We start from the raw sequence: 24,045 nt of genomic DNA, 5'->3' as shown, positions 1-24,045 counted from the left end.
GGATCCTGCCTCAGCTGCGCTTGGGCGCGCCGGCGCCGAGCGAGACGAGATCGAGCCGGAACACCGACCCACGCGGATGCAGCTGGTAGCCTTCCACATACGCGCGCTGCGCCGCCAGGATGTCGAAGAAGACCGGAATGACCGACGGCACCTCCTCGCTCATCATCGTCTGGGCCCGCGCATAGAGCGCGGCACGATTGGCATCGTCGGTCTCGCTACGCGCCGCATTGACGATCTCGTCGAAGCGCGCATTGTTCCAGCGCGTCTCGTTCCAGGCCGCATCCGAGGTATAGAGCAGCTTGAAGATCGCGTCGGCGGTCGACTGCATGTTGTAGAAGCCGACGTAGAAATTGCCTTTCTTCCAGACCTGATCGAGATAGGTTGCGTGCGGCATCGTCTGAACGTTGATGCGGAAGCCGGCGGGCGCCGCCATCTCACGGATCGCAACGCCAAGCTGCGTGCGCGTGTCCGGCTTGTCGGATGCCACCATCGTCAGGTCGATGCCGGAGGGATAGCCGGCATCGGCAAGCAATTGCCTGGCTCTGGCCATGTCGGGCTTCTTCAGTTTGCTGTCCTGATAGAAGCGGTAGGCGGGGCTCAGCGGCGTGTCGCTGCCGGGCGTGCCATAGCCGCCGGCCACGAAGCCGGCCATGGCCTCGCGATCGATGGTCAGCGCCAGCGCCTGGCGCACGCGAACGTCGTTGAACGGCTTCTGGTCGCAGCCCATGTTGACGTTCAGAAACTGCCCCGAGGGGATCCGCACCGCCTTGACGCCGCTGGCCTTGCCGAGCCGCTCATATTCGCCGGGCGTGGTCGACAACATGAGATCGATGTCGCCCGAAATCAGAGCCGATGCCTCGGCGGTGCGGTCGGGATAGACGAGGATCTCGACGCGATCGAGTGAAGGCCGCGCGGGATCGTAATAGACCGGGTTGCGCTCGACGACGATCTTGCGGTCCGGCTCATAGGACACGAGCTTGAACGGCCCTGAACCATTCGCCTTTGTGGCGAGGCTGGCGAGATCGGCGGCAACGACTTTCGCAGGCACGATGCGCGCATTGTTGTAGGCGAGCGCGACCGGAAAATCGGCGAAGGCAACCGATAACGTGAACCGCACGGTCGACGCATCTACGGCGGCGACATCCTTGATCGGGCCGACATTGGTACGCGCCGGTGACGCGGTCTTCGGATCGAGGATCGCCTTGAAGGTCGCGACGACATCCTCCGCCGTCAGCGGCGAGCCGTCGTGGAAGCTGAGATTGGGCCGCAGCTTGAACGTCCACTCGGTGAGCCCCGCGCCGGCCTGCCACGACAACGCGAGGTCCGGCTCGACCGACATGTCCGGCTTCAACCGGGTCAAGTTGGAATAGAGCAGCTCGGTAATAAGGTATTCCGGATTGACGCGCGCGAGCAGCGGGTGAATGACGGCCGCACCCTGATCGACCGAGATCCGCAACACGCCGCCGCGCTTGGGCGCCTCGGCGGAGAGAGAGACTTGCGGCAGGGCACCAAGCGCGAGCGCGGAGCCGGCAAGGAAATGACGACGAGTCACGGACGGCATCGGGCGAAGTCCTTTTCGGGCGTGATGGCTTCGGGAGAGAGCTCGGGACAGAACTCGGCCGCAAGATAGGCGAGCACCGACTTCGCCAATGCGACGATGTCGGTGAACGTCGTCGATTCGCCCGGCGCATGGATGCGGCTATCGGGCCTGCCGAGACCCGTGAGCAGCACCTCCTGCAGGCCCGTGGCCTGCTGCACCCAGCCGAAATCGGAGCAGCCGGACGCCCCCCATCGGGCGAAGTCCTCGGCCGCGTAGCCGAAACCGGCCGACAGCGCCTGCTGCCAGCGCGGCCAATGCGGCCCGCCGGGATCGGATGTCGGCATCAGATGACCGGTGAGGATGATCTCGACGTCGAGCATGCCGGCCGCCTGCCGGATCGCCGTTTCGATCTCGCGGCGCGCGGCGGCGAAGTCCTCCTCGGGCGCATAGCGGCGGCACAGGAGAATCTCGACCAGCGAGGGGATCTGTCCGCCGCATTGGCCGCCATGAATAGCCGAGATGTCGAGGCTCGCGGTGAGCGGTCCAGCCGTCTGCGGAGGTGGCGGCAACGTCGATGTCCGCTGCGCGACGAGCGGCTTCAAAGCGGCGAGCGCATTGAGGATCGGCAGGGCCGCCTCGATCGCGTTGGCGCCGGCACGGCGCTGCTCGCCGGCATGGGCCGCCGTGCCGTGAACGCGCACCGTGAGCGTGAACAGGCCGAAGCAGCCGGCCCAGATCCGCGGCATGGCGCTGCCGTTGAAATTCAGAATATGCCCTTCGAGGCGCCCCTGTTCGGCAAGGTAGCGCACTCCGGGATAAAGCCCCGCCTCCTCGTCCGTGCACAGCAGCAGCATCGGATCATAGGCCAGCGACAATCCAGTCTGCTGCGCGGCGCGGAGCGCGAGCAGCGCTGCCGCGACGGATCCCTTCATGTCGGCTGCGCCGAGTCCGGTCAGACGGTCACCGTCGCGGCTCAGTTGCAGCGGATCGGTCGCCCAGCCGGGCGCCGCCGGTACTGTGTCCACATGGAAATAGAGCCCGAGCACCGGTCTGCCGGAGCGGCGCCGTGCGATCAGATTCGTACGCGGTCCGCGCGCGCCCGGTGCGCGCCATAGATCCTCCGGGACAATCACGCGCTCGCAATCCAGCGCCAGCGGCCTAGCGAGCTGCTCCATCACGTCGGCAAAGGCATCGTAGCCGGCGCCCGGCGGAAAGCTGGTATCGACCGCCACCAGCTTCCGCAGGTCCACGACGGCAGTCTCGGCCATGCCGTCGATCGCAGCGAAGGCGCCGGCCAGGCCGGGCTGGCTCCGATCTACTGGAATGCCCTGAGAAATCATTTGCCGTCTGCTCAATCCTATATTCTATATAGAAATAGAATTCACGACGCGGCATTTGTCAATTCCATGAAAAAGGCAGCTGTGGCCAGCAAAGCGGCAGACGGAGTCGGTGCGGGTCCGGGCGCGCTGCCGGTGCCGCTCTACGAGCATGTCAAGCGGCAGATCGCCGAGGCGATCCTGATCGGCGACATGCCGCCGGGCACGGTGCTGCCCGGCGAGGTCGCGCTCGCCAACCAATATGGCGTCGCCGTCGGCACCATCCGCCGGGCGCTGGCCGACCTCACAGCTGGCGGCATGCTGATGCGGCGGCGCAAGACCGGCACGGTGGTGACGGGCCGCGCGTCGCAGCATGGGCTCAGCTTCTTCTTCCAGTACTTCCGCCTGCTCGGCGCGGACGGCAGCCTGCTGCAGTCGCAAGCCGAGGTGCTGTCGGTGACGACCCGCACCGCCGAGCCGGCCGAAGCAGCGCTGTTCGGCGTGGCCGACGGCGAGCCGCTGCTGCATCTTCATCGCATCCGCCGCGTCGCCGGCGCGCCGGTGCTGCATTCGCGGATCTCGATGGTCGCGAGCCGCGTGGCGGGATTTCCGCGCGAGCCGAAGAAGGTCCCTGCCCTGATCTACCGCCATCTGCTCGAGGCCTATGGCCTCCGGATCGCCGCGGTGCGCGAGAAGGTGACGGCCGAGGTCGCCACCAAGGAGGACCGCAAGCTGCTCGGCCTCTCCGCGCCGGCCGCCGTGCTCGTCATCGACGAGGAAGCCTATGACCAGACCGGCGCGCTGGCGATCCTCAGCCAGCACCGCGCCACGACGGCGCAGCACTACTACTCCAACGAGATCCGCTGAGCGGACCTCGGTTCAGCAGCCCCAGCGCAGGGCGGCCGTGTGCACCGGCGCGTCCCACAGCGCCATCGTCGACTCATCGAGCGCGGTGACCGTGAGCGAGCAGCCGGCCATGTCGAGCGAGGTGACGTAGGAGCCGACCAGCCCGCGCGCGATGGCGAGCCCGCGCCCTTCCAGGATGCGCCGCGCCGCATTGGCCATCACGTACAATTCCATCGCCGGCGTTGCGCCGAAGCCGTTGACCAGCAGCAGGCACGGCGTGCCGGACTTGGGCGCGAGATCGGCCAGGATCGCGCCCATCATCTCCTCGGCGATCGCATCGGCCGAGGCCAGCTTGACCCGGCGGCGGCCGGGCTCGCCATGGATGCCGACGCCCATCTCCATCTCGTCGTCACCGAGCGTGAAGGTCGGCTTGCCGGCGGCCGGCACGGTGCAAGAGGTCAGCGCCACGCCCATCGACCGCGTGCGCCTGTTGACGTCGTCACCAAGCGCCTTCAGCGCGTCGAGATCGCGGCCCTGCTCGGCCGCAGCACCCAGCATCTTCTCCACGACCAGCGTGCCGGCAACACCGCGGCGGCCGGTCGAATAGGTCGAGGTCTCGACGGCGACGTCGTCGTCGGTGATGACGGTCGCGACCTTGCCCTCCATCATCTCCGCGGCCATCGCGAAATTCATCACGTCGCCTTCGTAGTTCTTGACGATGAGCAGCGCGCCCGCGCCTGTGTCCACGGCCTGCGCGGCCGCGAGCATCTGGTCCGGCGTTGGCGATGTAAACACCTGGCCCGGACAGGCGGCATCGAGCATGCCCGGCCCGACGAAGCCGGCATGGAGCGGCTCATGGCCTGAGCCGCCGCCGGAGATCAGCGCGATCTTCCCCGGTTTGAGGCTCGTGCGGCGAACGAACTTGTTGTCCTCGCCCAGCGTGACGATGTCGCCATGCACGGCGGCAAAACCCTGCAGGCTCTCGGTCAGCACGTCGGAAACGGCGTTGATCAGCTTCTTCATGGCTTCCCTCCCGGTTCGGCGTCGTCGTTGTTTTCATTGGCTGAGATCAGCGCGGTGATGCCGCGCGCGACGCCAGTGATGATGCGGTCGGCATGGGCGTTGAGCGCGGAGTCGCCGAAGTCCGGCAGCTCGACCACGAGGCGCCGCATCGGCCGCTGCGCCTCGGCCTCGTCCAGCCGGCCCGGATGCGCGGCGCGGTAGGCGGTCAGAAACGCCTGCTGCTCATGCGGCGAGAAGTGACAGATGTGGAAGATGGTCTCGAGATGCTGCAGCGGGATAGGCGTCGCATAGGCCGGATTGACGATCTGCGAGATGAAGCTGCGATTCTTGCCGATCGCCTCCGCCAACCGCTGCCGTGTGCCGGAGGGACGGCTGTCGATCACCGCGCGCAGGATCGCCTTGTATTCGGCGAGCGGGCTTGTGACCCCCGATGCATCCTGGTCACTCATGCGCCCTCTCCCGCGGCCTTTTCCGTGCCCTTGGCGAGGTCAAGCTCGCGGATCGCCGACTTCACCAGCGGCAGCAGGCCCGGCGCGACTGACAGCGCGCGCACGCCGACCCCAAGCAGCGCCGGAATGGCTCTGACATCCCCGGCGGCGTCGCCGCAGATCGAGACTTCCACGCCCCGCGCGCGACCAGCGCGCACCACATGGGCAATCATCGCCAACACCCCGGGATGCAGCACGTCGGCATAGTCGGCGACCTCGGCGCCGTCACGCGAAGCAGCGGTCGCGTATTGGGTCAGGTCATTGGTGCCGATCGAGAAGAAGTCCGCAGCGAAGTCATGCGCTGCCAATGCAGCAGCCGGCACCTCGACCATCATTCCGAAGGCCGGCGCGGCGAACGCGACGTCGCCGGCGGCCAATTCGGCGAGCACGGCGCGGAGATGGCGACGCGCGACGTCCAGCTCCGCTGCATTGGTCACCATCGGCAGCATCACCTTGAGCGGTCCGAGCGCAGCGGCGCGCGCCAGCGCGCGCAGTTGAACACGGAAGATCTCGGGATGACGCAACGACAGACGGAGGCCACGCAGGCCAAGAAACGGGTTGCTCTCACCATCGATCGTGTAGCCCGGAATCGGCTTGTCGCCGCCCGCATCGAGCGTGCGGATCGTGACCGGCCGGCCTTCGGCCCAGCGCACGAGCTCGGCATAGGCGTGATATTGCGCCTCCTCATCGTGAAGCAGGTTGCCGGTGAGAAACTCCGTGCGCGCCAGACCGACGCCATCGCACGCTGCGGCTGGCAGCGCCGTCATATCACCAGGACCGGAGATGTTGACGAGCACGGAAACGAAGGTGCCGTCGCGCGTCAGTGCCGGTTCGTGCTGCCGCGCCCTTGCCTCCGCCCTGCGGCGCGAGACCGTCTCGTCCTCCGCCCGCGCGGCGGCGACAGAGTGCGCGCTGGGATCGGCGATGACGACACCGCGACCGCCATCGACCAGCAAATCCCCTGTCAGCTTGTCCCAATCGTGACCGAGCCCAACCACCATCGGCACGCCGCGGCTGCGCGCCAACATCGCGACATGGCTGGTCGGGCTGCCCTCGCCGAGCGCGATGCCCCCTCCATTCGTCCACTCGATGGCGAGGAAAGCGGATGGCGCCAGATCACGCGCAACGACGATCGCCCCCTTCGGCAACTTGCCGTTCTGCTGCAAGCCGAACAAGTGTCGCAGCACGCGATCCCGGATGTCGGCGAGGTCGCCGGCGCGGGCGCGGAAATATTCGTCCTCGGCGGACTCATACCCCGCCATCTCCTCCGCCATCGCCGCGCGCCAGGCCGCATCCGCAGCGACGCCGCCCTCGATCTGGACGTAAGCCGCCTCCGTCAGCGCATCGTCTTCGAGCAGCGCGAGCTGAAAGCCGATCAGTTCGGCGGCGTCTCCCTCGAGCCTGCCGATCAGCTCGGCCACGGCGTCGCGCGCATGCGCGACCGCTACGGCGAGCGCTTCATGCTCCTCGGCGATCGCCCCTTTCCTCCGGCTGGCGCCCTCCAGCGCATGCAGGATCGCCGCGGGCCCGATGGCCAGCCCGTCCGACGCCGCCCGCCCGAAGATACGCCGCTCCATCGTCACTCCTCGTCGAACTTGCGGTTCACCAGATCGACCAGCGCGGCGATGGCGGCCTCGGCATCGGTTCCATTGGCGCGCAGAAACAGCGTCTCGCCCTTGGCGGCCTTGACGCGCATGATCTTCACCGGGCTCTTGGCATCGGTCCAGGGCCCGTCGGCCGCGATCGCGACTTCGATGGTCGACGCAAAGCGCTTGGCGAGCTGGGTCAGCTTGACCGAGGGCCGCGCATGCAGCCCGACCTCGTTGGTCAGCAGCGCATGCGCCTTCGCTTCCTGCATGCCGATCTCTCCACCGTCAGCCATTCTCGTTCCTGCTCATCCGCCCATCAGCTCTTCGGCGGTTGCGCGCACCGCATCGAGCGGCGAGCCGCCGGAGGCTTCCGTCGCCGCCATCACCGCGCCTTCGACCAGCGGCGCGTTACAGATCACGATGCGCTCGCGCCGCTCCTCCGGCATCATCTCCACCGCCATCTCGCTGTTGGTCTCAGCGCCGCCGAGATCGACCAGAATCGCAACACCTGACTCCGACCACGCCTTGTCGATCGCGCCCATGATGGCGCCAACGTCGGTGCCGAGTCCGCCATCGGCATTGCCGCCGACCGCTGCGAGCGGCACGCTGTCGCCGACCATCTGCCTGACCATGTCGGCCGCGCCTTCCGCCACCTTGGCGGAATGCGACACGATGACGATGCCGACATTCTTCTGCTCACTCATGATCAGGCCTCATTGAATACGCTGCAGATCGCCTGCACGAGCAGGCTGGACGAGCGCGCGCCGGGATCCATGTGCCCGATCGAACGCTCGCCGAGAAACGAAGCACGGCCGCGGATCGCCAGCATCGGCACGGTCGCGCCGGCGGCTTCGGCAGCGACCGCGGGCAGCCGGGTGGCGAGATCGTCGCCACCCGCCGCAAAAGCTGCCTGCACCGGGATCAAGACGTCGAGCATGGTCTTCTGGCCTGCTTCCGACTTGCCGCGGGCTTTCACGTCCGCAATGGCACGCCCGAGCGCCGCCGCCGCTTCAGCGGCAGATGGCTCTGATGGCAGCACCTTGCCAAGTCCCATCGCCAGCGTGCCGTAGAGCGGACCGGACGCACCGCCGACCTTCATCACCAGCGCCATGCCGACCGCCTTCAGCGCCTCGGGAAGAGGCTTGGCTGAAATGTTCTCGACATCGGCGAGAACGGCCTCGAAGCCGCGCTTCATGTTGAGTCCGTGATCGCCGTCGCCGATCGCCGAATCGAGCGCGGTCAGCTCCTCGGCATGCGCGATGATGGCATCGGCCATCGCCATGATCAGCCTGCGCTTGAACGCCTGGTCCATTGTCTATCTCACCCGCTGGCCCACCCGGTCGAACAGCAGCGGCCGGGTGAACTCGATAGCGACGGCGTCGCCGACTTTCAATTCCGTATCCGGCTCGACCAGGCTGACGATGGTCTGGTCCTGCAGCGTGATATGCAGATGATTCTGATCGCCGAGATGCTCGATCCATTTCACCCGCGCGTCCGCACGGGTCTCGGCGCGCCGGACCGTCATGTGCTCGGTGCGCGCGCCGATCGTCGCGACGTCGCCCGGCACAGCGAGATCCGGGAACAGCCCACGCGGCAGCAGATTGATGCCGGGACTGCCGAGCCGGGTCGCCACATAGGTATTGGCCGGATCCTCATAGACCTCCCGCGGGCTGCCGACCTGCACCAGCCGGCCCTGCTCGATCACGCCGATGCGGTTGGCAAGCGTCATCGCCTCGATCTGGTCGTGGGTGACGTAGAGCATGGTGGCGCCGAGATCCTGCTGGATGCGCTTGAGCTCGATGCGCAGCTCGGAACGCAGCTTGGCGTCGAGCGAGGACAGGGGCTCGTCGAGCAATGCGATCGCAGGTCTGCGCACGAGCGCACGGCCGATCGCCACGCGCTGCATCTGACCGCCCGAGAGCTGAGTAGCGCGGTTGCCGAGCTTGTCCTCGATCCGCAGCATCCCCGCGACGTCACCGACGATGCGCTTGATCTCAGCCTCCGGAATCTTGCGCACCGGCGAGCGCAGCGGAAAGGCGAGATTGTCGTACACCGACAGATGCGGATAGAGCGAATATTGCTGAAACACGAACGTGACGTCGCGCGCGGCCGGCGTCGCTTTCGTCTGATCGACGCCGCCGATGGTGATGCTGCCGCCATCCGGCATGTCGAGGCCTGCCACCAGGCGCAAGGTCGTGGTCTTGCCGGCGCCGGTCGGCCCGAGCAGCACCACGAGCTCGCCATCGCGGATGATCAGCGACAAATCCCGAACCGCCGGCTTGGATCCGAACGACTTGCTGACGGCGTTGAGACGCGTCTCAGCCATGATGGCGCCCTCCTCTCACCGGCTGCTCATACAGCGCCGTGCGGATTGCACGGCCCGTGGCGGCGTTGAACAGCGAAAGCCGGTCGGCGCGGAAGCTGAGTCCGACCGGCTCGGCGCGCTCAATCCGGACCGCCGCGGGCGCGCGCGCCTTGACGGTGCCGCGAGCCGTCGTGACGGTGATGATCTGGGTGGTGCCGAGATATTCGGTGCCAAACACCTCGCCGCGCAGCCCGCCTTCCGCGCTGAGCGCCACCTGCTCCGGCCGCACGCCGAGAACCAGCTCGTCGCTCTCGGCATCCTCGCGCAGCTCGGGCACGCCGATCTCGGCGCCGTCGATGCGCACGCAGTTCGTGCCGGCACCAAGCCTGCCCGCGAAGCGGATGAAGTTCATCGCCGGCGAGCCGATGAAGTCTGCGACGAACATGGTGGCGGGACGGTCGTAGATCTCCTGGGGCGTTCCGAGCTGCTCCACGACACCGCGATTCATCACCGCGATCGTGTCGGCCATCGACATCGCCTCGAGCTGGTCGTGAGTCACGAACACAGTGGTCGCCTTGAGCCGGTCGTGCAGCGCGCGCAGCTCGCCGCACATGATGTGACGGAACTCGGCATCGAGCGCGCCCAGCGGCTCGTCCATCAAGAACGCTTTGGGCTCGCGGACAATGGCGCGGCCGAGTGCGACGCGCTGGCGATCGCCGCTCGACAACCCGCTCACCGGACGGTCCACCAGATGGTCGATGCGCAGGATGCGCGCCGCTTCCTCGACCCGCCGCCTGATCTCCGCCTTGGGCACCCCCATCGAGACCAGCGGAAAGGCGATGTTCCTGCGTACGTTCATGTGCGGGTAGAGCGCGAACAGCTGGAACACCATGGCGATGTCGCGCTCACGCGCGCGCCGGAAGGTGACGTCCTCGCCGCCGAGGTTGATGGTCCCCGACGTCGGCAGCTCCAGGCCTGCAATCATGCGCAACGTGGTGGTCTTGCCGCAGCCGGAAGGACCGAGCAGGCAGAAGAACTCGCCGTCGGCGATCGTGAAGCTGGTGCCGCGCACGGCGGCAAAGCCGCCGAACTCCTTGAACAGGTTCTCGATCCGGATCTCGGCCATGGCGTCAGTCCGGGAACTTGGAGACGACGGTGAACATCACGACACCAGCGAGCGTGGTGATGAAGGAATAGGTGTAGAGCACCAGCGCGAACGGCTGCAGCAGCATCAGCACGCCCGCCGCAATGAGGATCGTCGCCAGCGTCTCCATCGGGCCGCGCCGCAGCGCCCGTGGCCAGCGCGTGGTGGCCACATCGGCAGGCATGTTCCGGATCGACTCGCTCATTTGCGCACCGCTCCGAAGGTGATGCCGCGCAACAGGTGTTTCCTCAGCAGCACGGTGAACACGACGATCGGGATCAGGAACAGCGTGGTGCCCGCCGCAACCGCCGGCCAGTCCTGGCCGCCCTCGCCGATGATAATCGGAATGAAGGGCGGCGCAGTCTGCGCCGTGCCCGAGGTCAGAAGCACCGCGAAGGCATATTCGTTCCAGGCGAAGATCAGGCAGAAGATCGCGGTGGCGACGATGCCGGTGGTGGCCTGCGGCAACACGACCTTGAAGAAGGCTTGCAGGCGGGTGTAGCCGTCGACCATCGCCGCCTCCTCGTATTCGCGCGGGATTTCGTCCATGAAGCCCTTGAGCAGCCAGACCGCGAGCGAGATGTTGACGGACGTATAGAGCAGGATCATGCCGAGCCGCGTGTCGGACAGGCCGAGCTCGCGATACATCAGGTAGATAGGGATCGCGACCGCAATCGGCGGCATCATCCGCGTCGACAGGATGAAGAACAAGAGGTCATCCTTCAGCGGCACCTTGAAGCGCGAGAAGGCGTAGGCCGCAAGCGTGCCGAGCACGACCGACAGCGCGGTCGAGCCGAACGCGATCACCAGTGAATTCACGTAGCGTGGGATGTAGTTCGATGGACCCGCGACCACCATGTTGCGGCCGCGCGAAATGCTGTCGCAGAGGCTGGCGGCCGGCGGCAGCTTGGCCATGTACTCCGGGGCCTGCCGGGTCCGGGTCGTGAACAGGTTGCAGTAACCCTCCAGGCTCGGCTCGGCGACCAGCTTCGGCGGATAGGCGATCGCGTCCGATGGCGACTTGAATCCGGTCATGAAGATCCACAGCAGCGGCACCAGGGTGATGACGCCATAGGCGATCACCACGGTTGCCGCGATCCGCTTGGTCAGCGGCGACGGATCAACGACGGAATGGGCGGTTGCGAGACCGGTCATCGGCTTTTCACCCGGTTGAGCGCCTTGACGTAGATGTTGGCGAGACCGAACACGGTGACGAACAGGATGATGGCGAACGCCGAGGAATAGCCGGTGCGCCACTTTTCGAACGCCTCGCGCTTCAAGGTGATCGAGGCGACCTCGGTCGTCGAGCCTGGACCGCCGCCGGTCAGCAGGTTGACCATGTCGAACATCTTGAAGTTCTCGATGCCGCGGAACAGCACCGCGAGCATGATGAAGGGCAGCGCCATCGGCAGCGTGATCGACCAGAACTGCCGCCACGGCGAGGCGCGGTCGACCTCGGCCGCCTCATAGATGTAGTCGGGAATCGAGCGCAGGCCTGCGAGGCAGATCAGCATCACGTAGGGCGTCCACATCCAGGTGTCGACGACGACGATGGCCCAAGGCGCCAGCGGCACCTGCGCCAGCATCTGGAACGACGACGCCGGCATGCCGGTCACGGCGGCGATGACGTAATTGAACAGGCCGATCTGCGGCTGGTACAGGAAGGTCCAGAAATTGCCGACCACGGCTGGCGACAGCATCATCGGCAGCAGGATCAACGTGGTCCAAAGGCCGTGGCCACGGAATTTCTTGTCGATCAGCCAGGCCAGGGTGAAGCCCAGCACGGTCTGGATCAGGATGGTCCAGAACACGAAGCGCGCGGTCACCGTCATCGCCGCCCAGACGTCCGGATCGGTCAGGATCGACTGGTAGTTGGCGAGCCCGACATCGAGCACGGTGGCGTTCGGACGGTTCGCGCGATAATTGGTGAAGGACAGCCGGATGGTCCAGATCAACGGGAAGATGTTGATCGCGAGCAGCAGCAGCATGGTCGGCGTGATGAACAGCCAGGCGATGGCGCGCTCGGACAGGCCGCGCACGCGCCCCGCCACGACCGGCGGCGTCACCAGGGCGGCGCGGTCGACGAGGCTGCTCAGTCCGGTTTGGTCGGTCATGCGAGGGACTGCTTCACTGGCTGCTTCTGGCTGGCGGTGAGACTGGTTGGTCCGCCCGGCAAGCCGAAGCTCGCCGGAGGGATTGTCGTGGCACAGCCCGCGTGTGCGCGAGGTGCCGCGGCCGTCAGAGCTTGCCGTCCTCCTTGAAGACCTTGGTCCAGTCGGCGATCAGCCCGTCGAGCGTGCCTTTGGCGGTGCCCTGGTCGGCGACGACATAGTCGTGGACGCGCTTCTGCATGGCGAGCAGGAGCTGCGCGTAGGACGGCTCGGCCCAGAAATCGACCACCTGGTCCATCGCCACCAGAAAGTCGGCGGCGAACGGCGCGGTGTTCTTGAAGTTGGGGTCGTTGAGCACGCCCTTGTGGCAGCTATAGCCGCCGAGCGCCCACCATTTCTTCTGGGTGTCGAGCGAGGCAAACCATTTGATGTAGGCCAGCGCCTCGGCACGGTTCGGCGAATAGGCCACCACCGAGATGCCCTGCCCGCCGAGCTGCGAGCCCTTCTCCTTCTGCGCCGGGTTGACGAAGAAGCCGATCTTATCGCCGCCGACATTGGGGTCCTTGTAGAGGCCCGGGAAAAAGGCGAACCAGTTCATCTGCAGCGCGACCTGGCCGGACTTGAAGGCGTCGAGCCCTTCCTGCATGTAGCCATTCGAATAGCCGGGCGGCGTGCAGCACTTGTACAGCGCCTTGTAGAATTCGAGGCCCTTCACGGCGTCGTCGGAATTGACAAAGCCCTGCATGTCATACGGCTTCTTCGGGTTCTGATACTTGAAGCCGAACGGATAGAGCGCGTTGGTGACGCCCATGGTGATGCCTTCCGAGCCGCGCTCGGTGAAGATCGCCGCGCCGTAGACGGTCTTGCCGTCGATCACCCGCTTCTGGAAGAACTCGGCGATGTCCTTCAGCTCGGCTTGCGTCTTGGGCACGTCGAGCTCGCGGCCGAACTTCTTCTTGAACTCCTCGCGGATTTCGGACCGTGAGAACCAGTCCTTGCGATAGGTCCAGCCGTTGGCGTCGCCCATCGCCGGCAGCGCCCAGTAGTTCGGCGTGCCCTTCGGCCATTCGGCGTAGCCGGCCACGGTGGCGGGCATGAAGTCGGAGATCTTGATGCCTTCCTTATCGAAGAACTCGTTGAGCTTGACATATTGACCGTTCTCGGCGGCGCCGCCGATCCACTGGGAGTCGCCGATCATCAGGTCGCACAGCTTGCCCTTGGAGTTCAGCTCGTTGAGCATGCGGTCGGCGAAGTTCGGCCACGGCACGAACTCGAACTTCATGCTGACGCCGGTCTTGGCGGTGAAGTCCTTGGACAGCTCGACCAGCGCATTGGCCGGGTCCCAGGCGGCCCAGCACAAGGTGATGGTCTTTCCTTCGGCGCGTGCCGGCGCGGATGCGCCGAGCACGGTCGCAGCGGCGACCGTCGCCGTCAGTGCAAATGTCTGCAGCAACTTCATCTGGCACTCCCTCCCTGTTGGCGCCGTCCCCGCTTCGCGTGGGTGACGGCGATGCATGGCCTGCGGCGAGCGGCGCCGTCACAACGACAGCGCGAGCCGCAAGCGTTTCCCCATGGCCCCGGATCATCCGTCCGAGTTAAGTATTTTGTTTAGTAGATTGTGAATGACTAAACATGTCAAGCGCGTTTTCGCGACGTTTGCAGCGCATCATGTTTAGCGACTGCGGTAAGCTGCTCGTCGTCCGGAGGTTTGCCGGGATGGCGATGGCGCGGCTCTCCGGCGCAGCCGCCAGGACGCAGGCTCGGCCCAACTCCAGGCTGCATCCGCGCGATCAGCCCTTCGCCAACGTCACGCCGCAACTGACCCGGCCGTCAGCGATGAGGAAGCGTCCGGCGAGGCGAGCAATGGCAGCCGGCCATCCCTCTCTCACGACGCGCGCCTCGAACGTGCCTGCCGCCCATGCGATCGTGAGCTCGACGTCCTGGAAATCCAGGAAGCCGTGCGTGATCGGATATTGGCATTTGTAGTAGGCTTCCTTCGCGCTGAAGATCACGATCGGCAGCATCGGCTGCAAGGCGTCCGGCTGCGCGCGAAGCCATCGCCGCTCGGCCGGCGTAAGCACCAGGTCGCGCATCGACGGATCGAGCTCGCGCAGGTCCTCGACATCCAGTCCGAGCGACGAGACATCCCTGCTTCGGGCTACGGCCACGGCGCAATGATCGGCACAATGTGAGATGCTTCCCACATAGCCCGGCGGCCACACCGGCGCGCGATCCGGCGCCGGGACGAGCGCCACCGGCGGAGCTCCGAGCGCGGCCAGCGCCCTGCGCGCCAGGACCCGCGCGGTCGCGAACTCGGCCCGCCGCTTGGCGACCGCGGCTTGAATATGAGCGCGCTCCTCGGCAAACAGCTCGTCGTCCGCCAGCGAGAGGCTGGAGGCCACGACCACGACCGGGCCTTCAAACAGATCTGCAAGCACCCTCGTCACCAACTCTGCGCGTGCGTCTCTTTGCGGACCGGCCTCGACCGACCGCCACCGTATACGACACGGCGACGTCGAAGCGAATTCCAACGGTTCAACATGTTTCGCGATCTCGCGGCGCCACGCGCCCGAGCTTTGCATGGCGAGCGCACGCTGCCGCTCGGCGAGCCGCACCACCGACCACTGCGGATCGGCATCGACCAGCACCACCTTGCGCCCGGCGAGGTGCCAAGGCACCCAGCTCGCCCCGGCAGCCCATGCTCGTATCAGGATCGGAACATAATGCGATGCAAGTCGATTCTGCCATAACTCGTCGGCTTGTCCAACGCGCCCCTGCCACTGTCCCCGCCATGCTTCTCCGCGCCGCTGAAATGCGCGTCACCGGGCAGCTTTCGCTTGACGGCGGCGTCCCGCAACGGGACTTATCCAGTCCCTCCGTCTGCCGAAGAAGTGCGTTCCCATGACCGCCGATCCGCTCTCGATCCTCAAGGCCGTGTTCGGCTATGACAGCTTTCGCGGGCGGCAGCGCGACATCGTCGAGCACGTGATCGCCGGACACAATGCCTTCGTGCTGATGCCGACCGGCGGCGGCAAATCGCTGTGCTACCAGATCCCGGCGCTGGCGCGTCCCGGCCTCGGGCTGATCATCTCGCCGCTGATCGCGCTGATGGAGGACCAGGTCACCGCGCTCCGGCAGGCCGGCGTGAAGGCCGCGGCGCTGAACTCGCGGCTCTGGGGCGCCGAGAAGGACCTGCTGTGGCAGGACATCGAACGCGGCGAGCTCGACCTGCTCTACATGGCGCCCGAGACGCTGCTCAGGCCGGAGAACCTGGAGCGTCTCAAGGCCGCGCAACTGTCGCTGATCGCCATCGACGAGGCGCACTGCGTCTCGCAATGGGGCCATGATTTCCGGCCCGAATACCGCGCCCTCGACTGTCTCGCCGGGCTGTTCCCGACGATCCCGCGCATCGCGCTCACCGCCACCGCCGATGCGCCGACGCGGGCCGAGATCGTCGAGCATCTCTCGATCGGCGACGGCAACAGCTTCATCGCCGGCTTCGACCGGCCGAACATCCGCTACGGCGCGGCGGAGAAGACCAGCACGATGCAGCAGATGCTCGCCTTCCTGAAATCCCGCGAGGGCGAGAGCGGCATCGTCTATTGCCTGTCCAAGCGCAAGACCGAGGAGGTCGCCGCCTCGCTCAGCGACCACGGCTTTCCGGCGCTGCCCTATCATGCCGGCATGGAGATGAAGGCGCGGGAGAAGAACCAGCGCCGCTTCCAGCTCGAGCAGGGGCTGATCATGGTCGCCACCATCGCTTTCGGCATGGGCATCGACAAGCCCGACGTGCGCTTCGTGCTGCATGCCGATCTGCCGTCCAGCATCGAGGCCTACTATCAGGAGACCGGCCGCGCCGGCCGCGACGGCCTGCCATCGGAAACCCTGATGCTGTACGGCGCCGAGGACATCGCGCTGCGCCGCCGCTTCATCGATGAGTCGGACGCGCCCGATGCGCGCAAGCGCACCGAGCGCCGCAAGCTCGATGCGCTGCTCGGCTTCGCCGAGACCTGCCAATGCCGGCGCCAGGTGCTGCTGCGCTATTTCGGCGACGATTGCGCGCCGTGCGGCAATTGCGACATCTGCCTCGACCCGCCCGAGACCTTCGACGGCACCATCGCCGCGCAGAAGCTGCTGTCCTGCATCCACCGCACCGGCGAGCGCTTCGGCCAGGCCCACGTCGTCGCGGTGCTGCTCGGCGAGACGGACGAGCGCATCGAACGGCTCGGCCATGACAAGCTCTCCACCTTCGGCATCGGCAAGGAGCACGACCGCAACGCCTGGCGCTCCATCGTCCGCCAGCTCGTCGCGCATGGGCTGATCAGCGTCGACATCGCCGGCCATGGCGGCCTGTCGATCTCGCCCGAGGGCCGCCAGTTCCTGCGCGACAAGCCGCAACTCAGCCTGCGCGTGCTGAAGAAGACCAGGCGCGACCGCAAGGCTCGGGAGCGGCAGACCACGACGACATTTCCTGACCTCGACCGCGACTTGTTCGAGAAGCTGCGCGTCCGGCGGATGGAGCTCGCCAAGGCCCAGAACGTGCCGCCCTACGTCATCTTCCACGACAAGACGCTGGCCGAAATGGCGGCCCGCCATCCGCGCTCCGTCGCGGAGCTTGCGAGCATCCCCGGCGCCGGTACGGTCAAGCTCGCGCGCTACGGCGAGGCATTCGTGGCGGTCATCAAAGCGCATGATGCGGGCGCCTGAGCCCGCATCGTCCCGCAGCACCGCGACTCCTTCGCTCGACTATCAGACGGCACACATGGCCTCACACATGGGCTCGCGATCCCGGCCGGACGCTCGTGACGATCGCGAAACGTCCCTCTTCGGCGAGCCGGATGCGCGGAAATGTGACGGTGATTTGCCGAGTGCAATTGATTAGTTTACGACAAATCGGCTCCACGGGCAGTTCGCGCATGAGCGGCATGCACGGATTGCCGTCGTGCAGCGAACATGCGCGCACACCCGTAGCATGCGTTCGCACCCGTTGTATTTTGTCGGATTCCCGACACCGACTTTTCTTGACCCTCGCGCGGCACGCTCTTAGTTTCCGTCCCCGCTTGAAACGGCAATCAACAAACTCATATGGGCGGACGCGATGGTTCGGGAATTCGAGTACAAGGGGGAAGTGTTTCGGGTGACGGCGCATGGCATCCATGGCCATGAGGAGATCTTCATCGTCCACATCGACGACGGCGTCGAGGGCGGCGAGATCTCGATCGACCGGATGACCGAGGAGAACGACACCAGCGCACCGCTGGAGGACATCATCGTCATGCTCTGCGACAAGCTGATTCCGGAAGCCGGCATCGTCTGCCGCGAGCCCGGCGGCGCGTTCGCCTGGCGCGAGGGCAAGGTCGTCTACCAGGTTCACGACGGCGTGCAGGAGCTCAGCCGCGGCTGATCGCGGGCGCCGCGCGTCGCGTGGGGATGCCGTGGTCAGATGCGCCGCTGCACCGACGCGGGTTGGAGATCCTGCTCGCAGCGGCAGGTCCTCTGCGCCCTCTTCTGCAGGATCTGCGAGACCATCCGCTCCGTCCCGGTCAGGCCGGTCAGGATCGTCGCGCCGACAGCCATGCCGGATCGCAATCCGGCGGGCATGGCCGCCTTCAGCAGGCTGATCTTCAGCGCAATCCGGCTTTCGCCGTCTGGCGAGCCGGACGCCGCGCCGATCAATTCGGCATCCGCGACATGCCCATAGAGCCGGACGGAGGGCAGACCGGGCACGTCGATCGTGACCGCCTGTCCGATCGCGACATAGGTGATCTCGGAGACCGCGAGGGCAGCGATGACGTGGGACTCGCCCGGCGTGACCACCGCCATCAACGACCGATCTGCCGTCACGGCGTCCCCGACATGGAGACCGCTTGCGGCCACGACGCCGGCGACGGGAGCGATGACGTCGTTCAGCGCGACCGTCGCGGCGCGCTCGTCCCGGTGCTCGATCCGCGCCAGAACCTGTCCCGCAACAATCTCCTGATTGTCGGTCACGAGCAGGTCCCTGACCAGGCCGGACACCGCCGACCTGACCGGGACTTCGTTCATCCTGACATAGGCATCATCGGTGTGGACGAGATATTGGCCGACGGTCACATACTCGACCATCCATGGCAGCGCGACGAGCATTCCGATCATCAGGCCGAGCCCGACGAGCGACCACAGCGCACGTCCCACGGACGCCCTGGATGTGGCGCGCGGGTCCGCCGGGGGACGCTCCTCATGCAGAATCGTCAGCCGGGATCCGCCCGGCGCTTGCTGTCCGTCCACCGCTCGCTCCTCACGACCACGGCATCGGGCGCATTGCCGCCTCGGCGGCGTCCTCGTGACGTGAGGGTCGCGCCCATCGAATGCTCGTGACGCCGATGTGGCGGCTCGCGGGCCGGTTGATAATGGCGCCTGGACCGAATTGGGTCTTCAATTTCTCGAAACAATGCCGGCGTCGACGACACCGCGACACCGCCGCAACCTCGACACGAGACGGCGGTAACGCCGTTGACCGTCACGCAAGCTTTGCCCGCGCTTCAAACGACGGCCCCAAACAACTTTCCGATGCCTGCGGTGAGACCCAGGGCGAAGGCCCCCCAGAACGTCACGCGAAAGGTGGCGCGCGGAATGTTGGCCCCGCCTGCCTTTGCGCCGATCGCTCCCAGCACCGCGAGAAAGGCGAGAGAAGCCGCGGAGACGATCGGGACCAGCAAGTTGGCGGGCGACACGACGACCATCAGCAAGGGCATGGCGGCTCCGACCGAAAACATCATGGCCGAGGTCACGGCGGCCTGGATGGGCCGCGCTGCGGTGATCTCCGAGATTCCCAATTCGTCGCGCGCATGAGCCGTCAACGCGTCTTTCGCCATCAACTGCTCGGCCACCTGCCGCGCAAGGGATTGATCCACACCTCGCTTGACGTAGATATCGGCAAGCTCGTCGCGTTCAAATGCGGGGTTGTCGCTCAGCTCCTTGCGCTCCCGTGCAAGGTCGGCCTGCTCCGTATCCGACTGCGAACTGACGGAGACATATTCACCGGCGGCCATCGACATCGCTCCCGCGACCAATCCCGCGACACCCGCGATCAGGACGTCGTTTCGTGTCGCTGCTGCCGCAGCAACACCGACGATCAGGCTTGCAGTCGAAATGATGCCGTCATTGGCTCCCAGAACGGCCGCCCTGAGCCATCCGATCCGCGCCACCAGGTGGCTTTCAGGGTGGACGTGAAGACGGCTCATGTCTTTCTCCTGATCACGCCTTGCAGCTTCGTCGCGGCGGCCACGGTGTTGGAAATCGTTCCATACTTCCTGACATTCTGATGAAGCAGCTCGAGCCGGCGGTCATCTTCATCGGTGTCGACGATCAGCTCGTAATCGATCGACGCCATCATCGGCGGGCTGTCCTGACGGACGCCGATCAGTCGCACCTCGACGCCACGAACATGGAACTTGAGCATCGGCGTCACGCGTTCGATTCCCTTGATCATGCAGGCGGCAACCGCGGCGAGAAGAAGCTCGGCCGGGTTGAATGCATCCCGCCGTCCCTTGACGTCGGTATCGAGCACCACGGTCGCATCCTTGCAGTCTGCGACGCTTTCATGCGCATCGATCCGTCGGGCGTTGACGCGATACTCCAGCATTGGCGAGTCTCCCGGCCGTGTTTCCTGGGGGATTGGCAATCCGAACCATGAGCGGAGTGATCGATCGGATCGCGACCGTTCGGTCACGGCGCCTGAAGCGACGGCGCAATCCGTCATTCCCGACAGGCCTGTCGCCTCCCCTAGTCGTCCGAATGAGGCAGCATGCGCAGGAGCGTCCGATCCCGGAAGATCCAGTGATGGATCAGCGCGGCGGCCGCATGCATCGCGGCCACGATGACGAGGGCGTGGGCGAGAATTTCGTGCACTTCCTTGACGTTGTGAGCAAAAGCGCGGTCCTTGGGCCAGGGCGACGCGATCTCGGCGATGCCAAACAGCGGCAAGGCATCACCGCGTGCGAACTGCAACACGATTCCAACGACAGGCACGGCAAGGAGCAGCGCATAGAGGGCGTAGTGCGCGAAACGCGCGGCCGGATCCTGCCACTTTCCCATCCATGTGGCGAATTCGGTCGTCTCGGGCGGCGGAGATGGATCGGCCAGCCGCCAGGCCAGGCGCGCGGCCAGAAGCGCGAGGATCGCGATCCCAGCCGTCACGTGGATGAACAGGCCGGTTTCGCGCGGTGCGCCCTTGGGCAGCACGTCACCGAAGACACCAAGCGCCCAGGCGACGGCCACGAGCACGACCGTCAGCCAATGCAACGTCTGCGGAATTGCGCCGTAGCTTCGCGTCGAGTTGAAGAGCTGCATCTCGGACCTCTCTCGCCAGAATATGGTCCTGGCGCGACCGTCCCTCGTTGACGTGGATCAAGCCCTTGCCGGCCTGGGTGCTCAGACTGGCGGGACGAGTGCCAGCTCTGCATCGGCGATGACATAGCGGACGTAGCGGTAGTCGCGGATGAAGCTGATCTTGCCGTCGCGCCAGCTCAGCCACATGAAGTAGCTGGGCTGCGGATCGCCGTGGCGTTCGAACACGGCGATCACTTCCCGGCCCTCGAGCCAGGCGGGCGCCAGCCAGACGCCGTCCATCCCGGCGTAGATGCTGAAGAACATCCCGACATCGGCCGGGCCGACACGGATGGGATGAGTGGACTGGTGCAGTTTGACGTCGTGCGCCAGCAGCGCGCGCAGGCCGTCCCAATCACGCCGGTTGAACAGGCTCACATAGCGCGCCACCGCATCGGAGGCCGGTCTCGCCGCCGGCCGCGCCTCGGCCACGGCGTTGATCTCGGAGAGCCGCGCCCGGGCGCGGGCGAGATGCGCCTTCACCGAGTCCACCGTCAGGCCGAGCAGAGCCGCGATGTCGGCGAGCGGCTCGTCGAGCACGTCCTTCAGAACGAGGACGCTGCGCTGAGGGATCGGAAGCTCCGTGAAGCGCGACACCGCCGTCCTGATCGCCTCGTCGCGCATCATCACCTCCACGGCATCCGGTGCGGCGTCATCGGCGACGTCGTCAGCGGCCTCGATCGGTTCGACCGCCCGGATCGCACGGCTGCGCAGCAGGTCCAGCGCCCGGTTATGCGCGACCCGGAACAGCCAGGCGCGCAGCATCGCGAGGTCCCGCATCTCGCCCACGGCGACGAGCGCCTTCGTCAGGGTGTCCTGCACGACGTCCTCGCCGTCGATCACCGACCCCATCAGCCGCGCGCAATAGCGATGCAGCTCGGGCCGCAACTTCTCTGCCAGGGCCATGAGCTCGGCCCTGCGCGCGTCTTGCTGATCCTGTGGTCCGTCACTCAAGCTGCCGCTCCTTCCATCACCGTCACACCGTCGTCGCCATTCAGACCGAACACGACACCATCGGCGAATCGCGGGTCCTCCAGCACGGAGACGACGCGATCGCCGAACGCGCGCGGCGGCATCGGCGCACCGAAACGGGCGACGAACGCTTCCGGCGTGATGCCCATGGACCCGGCATAAGCGCCCGCGGCCGTATCCCCCACTCCCGTGCCGAGGATCATCATGCGCGGCACGATCGCCTGGAAGCGGATGCCGAGTCTGTCGTCCTGCGACACGCCGTTGGCATATTTCGCCATGAACCAGAGCATGCGCTTGGCGCCGCCGTAGCCGCCTGACATCTGTGAACCACCCACCGCCGCGCCGCTCGATCCGACCAGCACGCGGCTTCCTGGCTTGAGCGGGAGCTTGAGCGCCGCCTGGATCCAGTACAAGCCCGCCTTGACGTCCGTTTCCCAGGCAGCCGAGAAATCCCTCCAGGTCAGCCGATCCAGCCGGCCCATGAGCGGCGTTGTGCCGGCGTTCAAGATCAGGATGTCGGGGCTGATATCGCCGACGATGCGATGCGCAGCGGCCTCGTCGGTGACGTCGGCCGCGATCGTGGCCACACCCAGGCGCGCAGCAATCGCGTTCAGCGCCTCGGTTCCGCGCGCGACGACGGTCACCTTGGCGCCGCGATCGACGAGGGCCTCCACGACTCCCAGGCCAAGGCCGCGGCTTCCGCCGGTCACGACGATCGTCTTGTCTTTCAGGCTCATGATGATGCTCCAATGCCGAGATGACATGAAGACGATCGAGGCATCGGAAAGGAGTCAGGCGGCGAAACCACCGGTGCCCCCCTTGCGCAACGGAGCGCTGGGCAGGATGCTGCGGGCACATCGTTCATCATGGGAATCGCTTCATGCCCGTCGACACCGCCGCCGCCACCGACCGTCTGATGCGTTTTCTGGCCGTCCAGGGCGTGACCGGACAGGAGAAGGCGATCGGACGCGAGATCATGGCGGCGCTGAAGCAGGCCGGCGTGCCGGCCAAGGCGATGCGGCTCGACGATGCCAATACGCGCATTCCGCTGCCGACCGAGACCGGCAACCTGATTGTCGAGCTGCCCGGCCGCGGCAGCCAGCACAATCAGCCGCGGATCATGTTCATGACCCATATGGACACGGTGCCGCTGTGCGCCGGCGCGCAGCCGAAGATCTCCGGTCGCAAGATCGTCAACCAGGCCAAGACCGCGCTCGGCGGCGACAATCGCTGCGGGTGCGGCATTCTCGTCACGCTCGCGGCCGAGCTGATCCGGCAGAAGCTTGACCATCCGCCGATCACGCTGCTGTTCTGCGTGCGCGAGGAGAGCGGGCTCTACGGCGCGCGGCACGTCAACACCGACGACCTCGGCGCGCCCGAGATGGCGTTCAACTTCGACGGCAGCTCCGCCTCCGCCGTCACGATCGGCGCTGTCGGCGCCGACCGCTGGGAGGTCGAGATCTTCGGCCGCGCCTCGCATGCCGGCGTCGCGCCGGAGCGCGGCATCAGCGCCACCATGATCCTGGCGCTCGCGCTCGCCGAGGTCAAAGCCGGCGGCTGGTTCGGCAAGGTAGTGAAGGGCAAGGGCAAGGACGCCAAGCAAGGCACCAGCAATGTCGGCCCGGTCACCGGCGGCGAAGGCCGCCCGGCCGGCGACGCCACCAACGTCGTCACCGACTACGTCCATGTCCGCGGCGAATGCCGCAGCCACGATGCCAAGTTCGTCCGCGAGATCAGCAACGCCTACAAGGCGGCATTCGAGACCGCCGCCAAGCGCGTCACCAACAGCGACGGCAAGTCCGGCCGCGTCAAGTTCAAGGCCGTGACGGAGTTTCCGCCGTTCCGGATGAAGGAGACCCTTCCCGTCGTCAAGCGCGCCACGGCCGCCGTCTCCGACATCGGCGCCACACCGACCTTGCGCGCCGGCAATGGCGGCCTCGACGCCAACTGGATGGTCCGCCACGGCATCCCCACCGTGACCTTCGGCACCGGCCAGAACGAGCCGCACACGATTGACGAATGGATCAACCTGGACGAATACGATCGGGCGTGTGCGCTGGCGGTCAGGCTGGCAACGATGGGGTGAGACGACGCCGTCCGGACACGCAGGCGGAATGGCTGCAACCTCCCTGCTCCCGCGCAACGTCGTGATGACGGGCTTGCCGGCAAACGCGCATGTTCCGAACAGGTCGAACAGCGAGGCCATGACGTCGCGCTCCCGCGGCGGATGGCACCCGGGCTTTGCGTCCTTTGGTCCTCTTCTCCTCGAAGAAGAGGCGCAGGGAAGACCGGGTATCGGCTGATACCCGCGGTCCGCGTGCAGCAGAAAGCACGCGGCAGAACC

General features: G+C 66.3%; 25 protein-coding genes. 4 read left to right on the top strand and 21 right to left on the bottom strand.

Annotation, left to right across the window (positions count from 1 at the left end; all coding sequences use genetic code 11):
• Positions 1–10: 10 nt before the first annotated feature.
• Positions 11–1,561 (bottom strand): ABC transporter substrate-binding protein, encoded by a 1,551-nt coding sequence (locus QX121_RS23720; RefSeq protein WP_315780348.1) that lies wholly within the window; start codon positions 1,559–1,561, stop codon positions 11–13.
• Positions 1,549–2,880 carry a M20 family metallopeptidase gene (locus QX121_RS23715; RefSeq protein WP_315780347.1) on the bottom strand — a complete coding sequence of 444 codons (1,332 nt, stop codon included), beginning with the start codon at positions 2,878–2,880 and terminating at the stop codon, positions 1,549–1,551. Before QX121_RS23715 ends, QX121_RS23720 begins: the two co-directional genes overlap by 13 nt.
• A gap of 66 nt (positions 2,881–2,946) precedes the next feature.
• Between QX121_RS23715 and QX121_RS23710 the strand changes: the two genes are divergently transcribed.
• The gene (locus QX121_RS23710; RefSeq protein ID WP_315799276.1) at positions 2,947–3,723 is read left to right on the top strand and encodes a GntR family transcriptional regulator; all 777 of its coding nucleotides are present in this window, start codon (positions 2,947–2,949) and stop codon (positions 3,721–3,723) included.
• A gap of 12 nt (positions 3,724–3,735) precedes the next feature.
• On the opposite strand, the gene dhaK is transcribed toward QX121_RS23710, so the two are convergent.
• From dhaK to QX121_RS23645, 13 genes are all read right to left on the bottom strand, one after another.
• A complete protein-coding gene (gene dhaK / locus QX121_RS23705) occupies positions 3,736–4,725 on the bottom strand; it encodes a dihydroxyacetone kinase subunit DhaK (RefSeq protein ID WP_315813180.1) in 990 nt (329 codons plus the stop codon).
• A complete protein-coding gene (locus tag QX121_RS23700) occupies positions 4,722–5,174 on the bottom strand; it encodes a hypothetical protein (RefSeq protein WP_315813179.1) in 453 nt (150 codons plus the stop codon). Before QX121_RS23700 ends, dhaK begins: the two co-directional genes overlap by 4 nt.
• Positions 5,171–6,790: a phosphoenolpyruvate--protein phosphotransferase gene (gene ptsP / locus QX121_RS23695; RefSeq protein ID WP_315813178.1), complete on the bottom strand. Its 1,620-nt coding sequence runs from the start codon at positions 6,788–6,790 to the stop codon at positions 5,171–5,173. The genes QX121_RS23700 and ptsP overlap by 4 nt, the downstream gene beginning before the upstream one ends.
• Before the next feature lie 2 nt (positions 6,791–6,792).
• Complete coding sequence (locus QX121_RS23690; RefSeq protein WP_315739286.1) at positions 6,793–7,095, bottom strand: HPr family phosphocarrier protein; 303 nt, start codon at positions 7,093–7,095, stop codon at positions 6,793–6,795.
• A gap of 12 nt (positions 7,096–7,107) precedes the next feature.
• Positions 7,108–7,506, bottom strand: coding sequence for a dihydroxyacetone kinase phosphoryl donor subunit DhaM (gene dhaM, locus QX121_RS23685; RefSeq protein WP_284416623.1), 399 nt, complete (start codon positions 7,504–7,506; stop codon positions 7,108–7,110).
• A gap of 2 nt (positions 7,507–7,508) precedes the next feature.
• Positions 7,509–8,114, bottom strand: coding sequence for a dihydroxyacetone kinase subunit DhaL (dhaL, locus tag QX121_RS23680; protein ID WP_315813177.1), 606 nt, complete (start codon positions 8,112–8,114; stop codon positions 7,509–7,511).
• A gap of 3 nt (positions 8,115–8,117) precedes the next feature.
• Complete coding sequence (locus QX121_RS23675) at positions 8,118–9,128, bottom strand: ABC transporter ATP-binding protein (protein ID WP_315813176.1); 1,011 nt, start codon at positions 9,126–9,128, stop codon at positions 8,118–8,120.
• A complete protein-coding gene (locus QX121_RS23670; RefSeq protein WP_315780333.1) occupies positions 9,121–10,233 on the bottom strand; it encodes an ABC transporter ATP-binding protein in 1,113 nt (370 codons plus the stop codon). Before QX121_RS23670 ends, QX121_RS23675 begins: the two co-directional genes overlap by 8 nt.
• A gap of 4 nt (positions 10,234–10,237) precedes the next feature.
• Positions 10,238–10,435, bottom strand: a complete 198-nt coding sequence (locus tag QX121_RS23665) for a hypothetical protein (protein ID WP_409999367.1) — start codon at positions 10,433–10,435, stop codon at positions 10,238–10,240.
• A gap of 17 nt (positions 10,436–10,452) precedes the next feature.
• Entirely contained in the window at positions 10,453–11,406 is a 954-nt protein-coding gene (locus tag QX121_RS23660; RefSeq protein ID WP_315813174.1) for a carbohydrate ABC transporter permease, read from the bottom strand.
• Positions 11,403–12,365, bottom strand: a complete 963-nt coding sequence (locus QX121_RS23655; protein ID WP_315739280.1) for a sugar ABC transporter permease — start codon at positions 12,363–12,365, stop codon at positions 11,403–11,405. The genes QX121_RS23660 and QX121_RS23655 overlap by 4 nt, the downstream gene beginning before the upstream one ends.
• 124 nt (positions 12,366–12,489) lie before the next feature.
• Complete coding sequence (locus QX121_RS23650; RefSeq protein ID WP_315813173.1) at positions 12,490–13,821, bottom strand: ABC transporter substrate-binding protein; 1,332 nt, start codon at positions 13,819–13,821, stop codon at positions 12,490–12,492.
• A gap of 331 nt (positions 13,822–14,152) precedes the next feature.
• A complete protein-coding gene (locus QX121_RS23645; RefSeq protein ID WP_315739278.1) occupies positions 14,153–15,040 on the bottom strand; it encodes a 4'-phosphopantetheinyl transferase in 888 nt (295 codons plus the stop codon).
• 223 nt (positions 15,041–15,263) lie between these two features.
• On the opposite strand from QX121_RS23645, the gene recQ reads away from it, so the two are divergent.
• Positions 15,264–17,069, top strand: coding sequence for a DNA helicase RecQ (gene recQ / locus QX121_RS23640; RefSeq protein WP_315799268.1), 1,806 nt, complete (start codon positions 15,264–15,266; stop codon positions 17,067–17,069).
• A gap of 391 nt (positions 17,070–17,460) precedes the next feature.
• On the top strand, positions 17,461–17,766 hold the full coding sequence (locus QX121_RS23635) for a hypothetical protein (RefSeq protein ID WP_315739276.1): 306 nt from the start codon (positions 17,461–17,463) through the stop codon (positions 17,764–17,766).
• Between the two features lie 35 nt (positions 17,767–17,801).
• Here QX121_RS23635 and QX121_RS23630 read toward each other — a convergent pair whose 3' ends face one another.
• The 6 genes from QX121_RS23630 to QX121_RS23605 all read right to left on the bottom strand — a co-directional run bounded on the left by QX121_RS23630 (position 17,802) and on the right by QX121_RS23605 (position 22,438).
• Positions 17,802–18,536 (bottom strand): HlyD family efflux transporter periplasmic adaptor subunit, encoded by a 735-nt coding sequence (locus tag QX121_RS23630; protein ID WP_315777413.1) that lies wholly within the window; start codon positions 18,534–18,536, stop codon positions 17,802–17,804.
• A gap of 347 nt (positions 18,537–18,883) precedes the next feature.
• A complete protein-coding gene (locus QX121_RS23625) occupies positions 18,884–19,585 on the bottom strand; it encodes a VIT family protein (protein WP_315739274.1) in 702 nt (233 codons plus the stop codon).
• Positions 19,582–19,986 carry an OsmC family protein gene (locus tag QX121_RS23620; protein WP_315777508.1) on the bottom strand — a complete coding sequence of 135 codons (405 nt, stop codon included), beginning with the start codon at positions 19,984–19,986 and terminating at the stop codon, positions 19,582–19,584. Before QX121_RS23620 ends, QX121_RS23625 begins: the two co-directional genes overlap by 4 nt.
• Positions 19,987–20,126: 140 nt before the next feature.
• The gene (locus QX121_RS23615; RefSeq protein WP_315813172.1) at positions 20,127–20,693 is read right to left on the bottom strand and encodes a cytochrome b; all 567 of its coding nucleotides are present in this window, start codon (positions 20,691–20,693) and stop codon (positions 20,127–20,129) included.
• 81 nt (positions 20,694–20,774) lie between these two features.
• Complete coding sequence (locus QX121_RS23610) at positions 20,775–21,683, bottom strand: sigma-70 family RNA polymerase sigma factor (RefSeq protein ID WP_315739272.1); 909 nt, start codon at positions 21,681–21,683, stop codon at positions 20,775–20,777.
• Complete coding sequence (locus tag QX121_RS23605; RefSeq protein ID WP_315813171.1) at positions 21,680–22,438, bottom strand: SDR family oxidoreductase; 759 nt, start codon at positions 22,436–22,438, stop codon at positions 21,680–21,682. Before QX121_RS23605 ends, QX121_RS23610 begins: the two co-directional genes overlap by 4 nt.
• A gap of 143 nt (positions 22,439–22,581) precedes the next feature.
• Here QX121_RS23605 and QX121_RS23600 point away from each other — a divergent pair, with 143 nt between their 5' ends.
• Entirely contained in the window at positions 22,582–23,787 is a 1,206-nt protein-coding gene (locus QX121_RS23600; protein WP_315813170.1) for a M20/M25/M40 family metallo-hydrolase, read from the top strand.
• The last annotated feature ends 258 nt before the right edge of the window (positions 23,788–24,045 follow it).

The organism is Bradyrhizobium sp. SZCCHNR2028 (assembly GCF_032380995.1).
In the GTDB taxonomy this organism is placed as follows: Bacteria; Pseudomonadota; Alphaproteobacteria; order Rhizobiales; family Xanthobacteraceae; genus Bradyrhizobium.
This window is presented reverse-complemented; position numbering and strand designations above follow the sequence as displayed.

Excerpts from the sequence above, each read along its gene's own strand:
- QX121_RS23720 (WP_315780348.1), bottom strand. The coding sequence starts at position 1,561 with ATGCCGTCCGTGACTCGTCGTCATTTCCTTGCCGGCTCCGCGCTCGCG.
- QX121_RS23715 (WP_315780347.1), bottom strand. The coding sequence starts at position 2,880 with ATGATTTCTCAGGGCATTCCAGTAGATCGGAGCCAGCCCGGCCTGGCC.
- QX121_RS23710 (WP_315799276.1), top strand. The coding sequence starts at position 2,947 with ATGAAAAAGGCAGCTGTGGCCAGCAAAGCGGCAGACGGAGTCGGTGCG.
- dhaK (WP_315813180.1), bottom strand. The coding sequence starts at position 4,725 with ATGAAGAAGCTGATCAACGCCGTTTCCGACGTGCTGACCGAGAGCCTG.
- QX121_RS23700 (WP_315813179.1), bottom strand. The coding sequence starts at position 5,174 with ATGAGTGACCAGGATGCATCGGGGGTCACAAGCCCGCTCGCCGAATAC.
- ptsP (WP_315813178.1), bottom strand. The coding sequence starts at position 6,790 with ATGGAGCGGCGTATCTTCGGGCGGGCGGCGTCGGACGGGCTGGCCATC.
- QX121_RS23690 (WP_315739286.1), bottom strand. The coding sequence starts at position 7,095 with ATGGCTGACGGTGGAGAGATCGGCATGCAGGAAGCGAAGGCGCATGCG.
- dhaM (WP_284416623.1), bottom strand. The coding sequence starts at position 7,506 with ATGAGTGAGCAGAAGAATGTCGGCATCGTCATCGTGTCGCATTCCGCC.
- dhaL (WP_315813177.1), bottom strand. The coding sequence starts at position 8,114 with ATGGACCAGGCGTTCAAGCGCAGGCTGATCATGGCGATGGCCGATGCC.
- QX121_RS23675 (WP_315813176.1), bottom strand. The coding sequence starts at position 9,128 with ATGGCTGAGACGCGTCTCAACGCCGTCAGCAAGTCGTTCGGATCCAAG.
- QX121_RS23670 (WP_315780333.1), bottom strand. The coding sequence starts at position 10,233 with ATGGCCGAGATCCGGATCGAGAACCTGTTCAAGGAGTTCGGCGGCTTT.
- QX121_RS23665 (WP_409999367.1), bottom strand. The coding sequence starts at position 10,435 with ATGCCTGCCGATGTGGCCACCACGCGCTGGCCACGGGCGCTGCGGCGC.
- QX121_RS23660 (WP_315813174.1), bottom strand. The coding sequence starts at position 11,406 with ATGACCGGTCTCGCAACCGCCCATTCCGTCGTTGATCCGTCGCCGCTG.
- QX121_RS23655 (WP_315739280.1), bottom strand. The coding sequence starts at position 12,365 with ATGACCGACCAAACCGGACTGAGCAGCCTCGTCGACCGCGCCGCCCTG.
- QX121_RS23650 (WP_315813173.1), bottom strand. The coding sequence starts at position 13,821 with ATGAAGTTGCTGCAGACATTTGCACTGACGGCGACGGTCGCCGCTGCG.
- recQ (WP_315799268.1), top strand. The coding sequence starts at position 15,264 with ATGACCGCCGATCCGCTCTCGATCCTCAAGGCCGTGTTCGGCTATGAC.
- QX121_RS23635 (WP_315739276.1), top strand. The coding sequence starts at position 17,461 with ATGGTTCGGGAATTCGAGTACAAGGGGGAAGTGTTTCGGGTGACGGCG.
- QX121_RS23625 (WP_315739274.1), bottom strand. The coding sequence starts at position 19,585 with ATGAGCCGTCTTCACGTCCACCCTGAAAGCCACCTGGTGGCGCGGATC.
- QX121_RS23620 (WP_315777508.1), bottom strand. The coding sequence starts at position 19,986 with ATGCTGGAGTATCGCGTCAACGCCCGACGGATCGATGCGCATGAAAGC.
- QX121_RS23615 (WP_315813172.1), bottom strand. The coding sequence starts at position 20,693 with ATGCAGCTCTTCAACTCGACGCGAAGCTACGGCGCAATTCCGCAGACG.
- QX121_RS23605 (WP_315813171.1), bottom strand. The coding sequence starts at position 22,438 with ATGAGCCTGAAAGACAAGACGATCGTCGTGACCGGCGGAAGCCGCGGC.
- QX121_RS23600 (WP_315813170.1), top strand. The coding sequence starts at position 22,582 with ATGCCCGTCGACACCGCCGCCGCCACCGACCGTCTGATGCGTTTTCTG.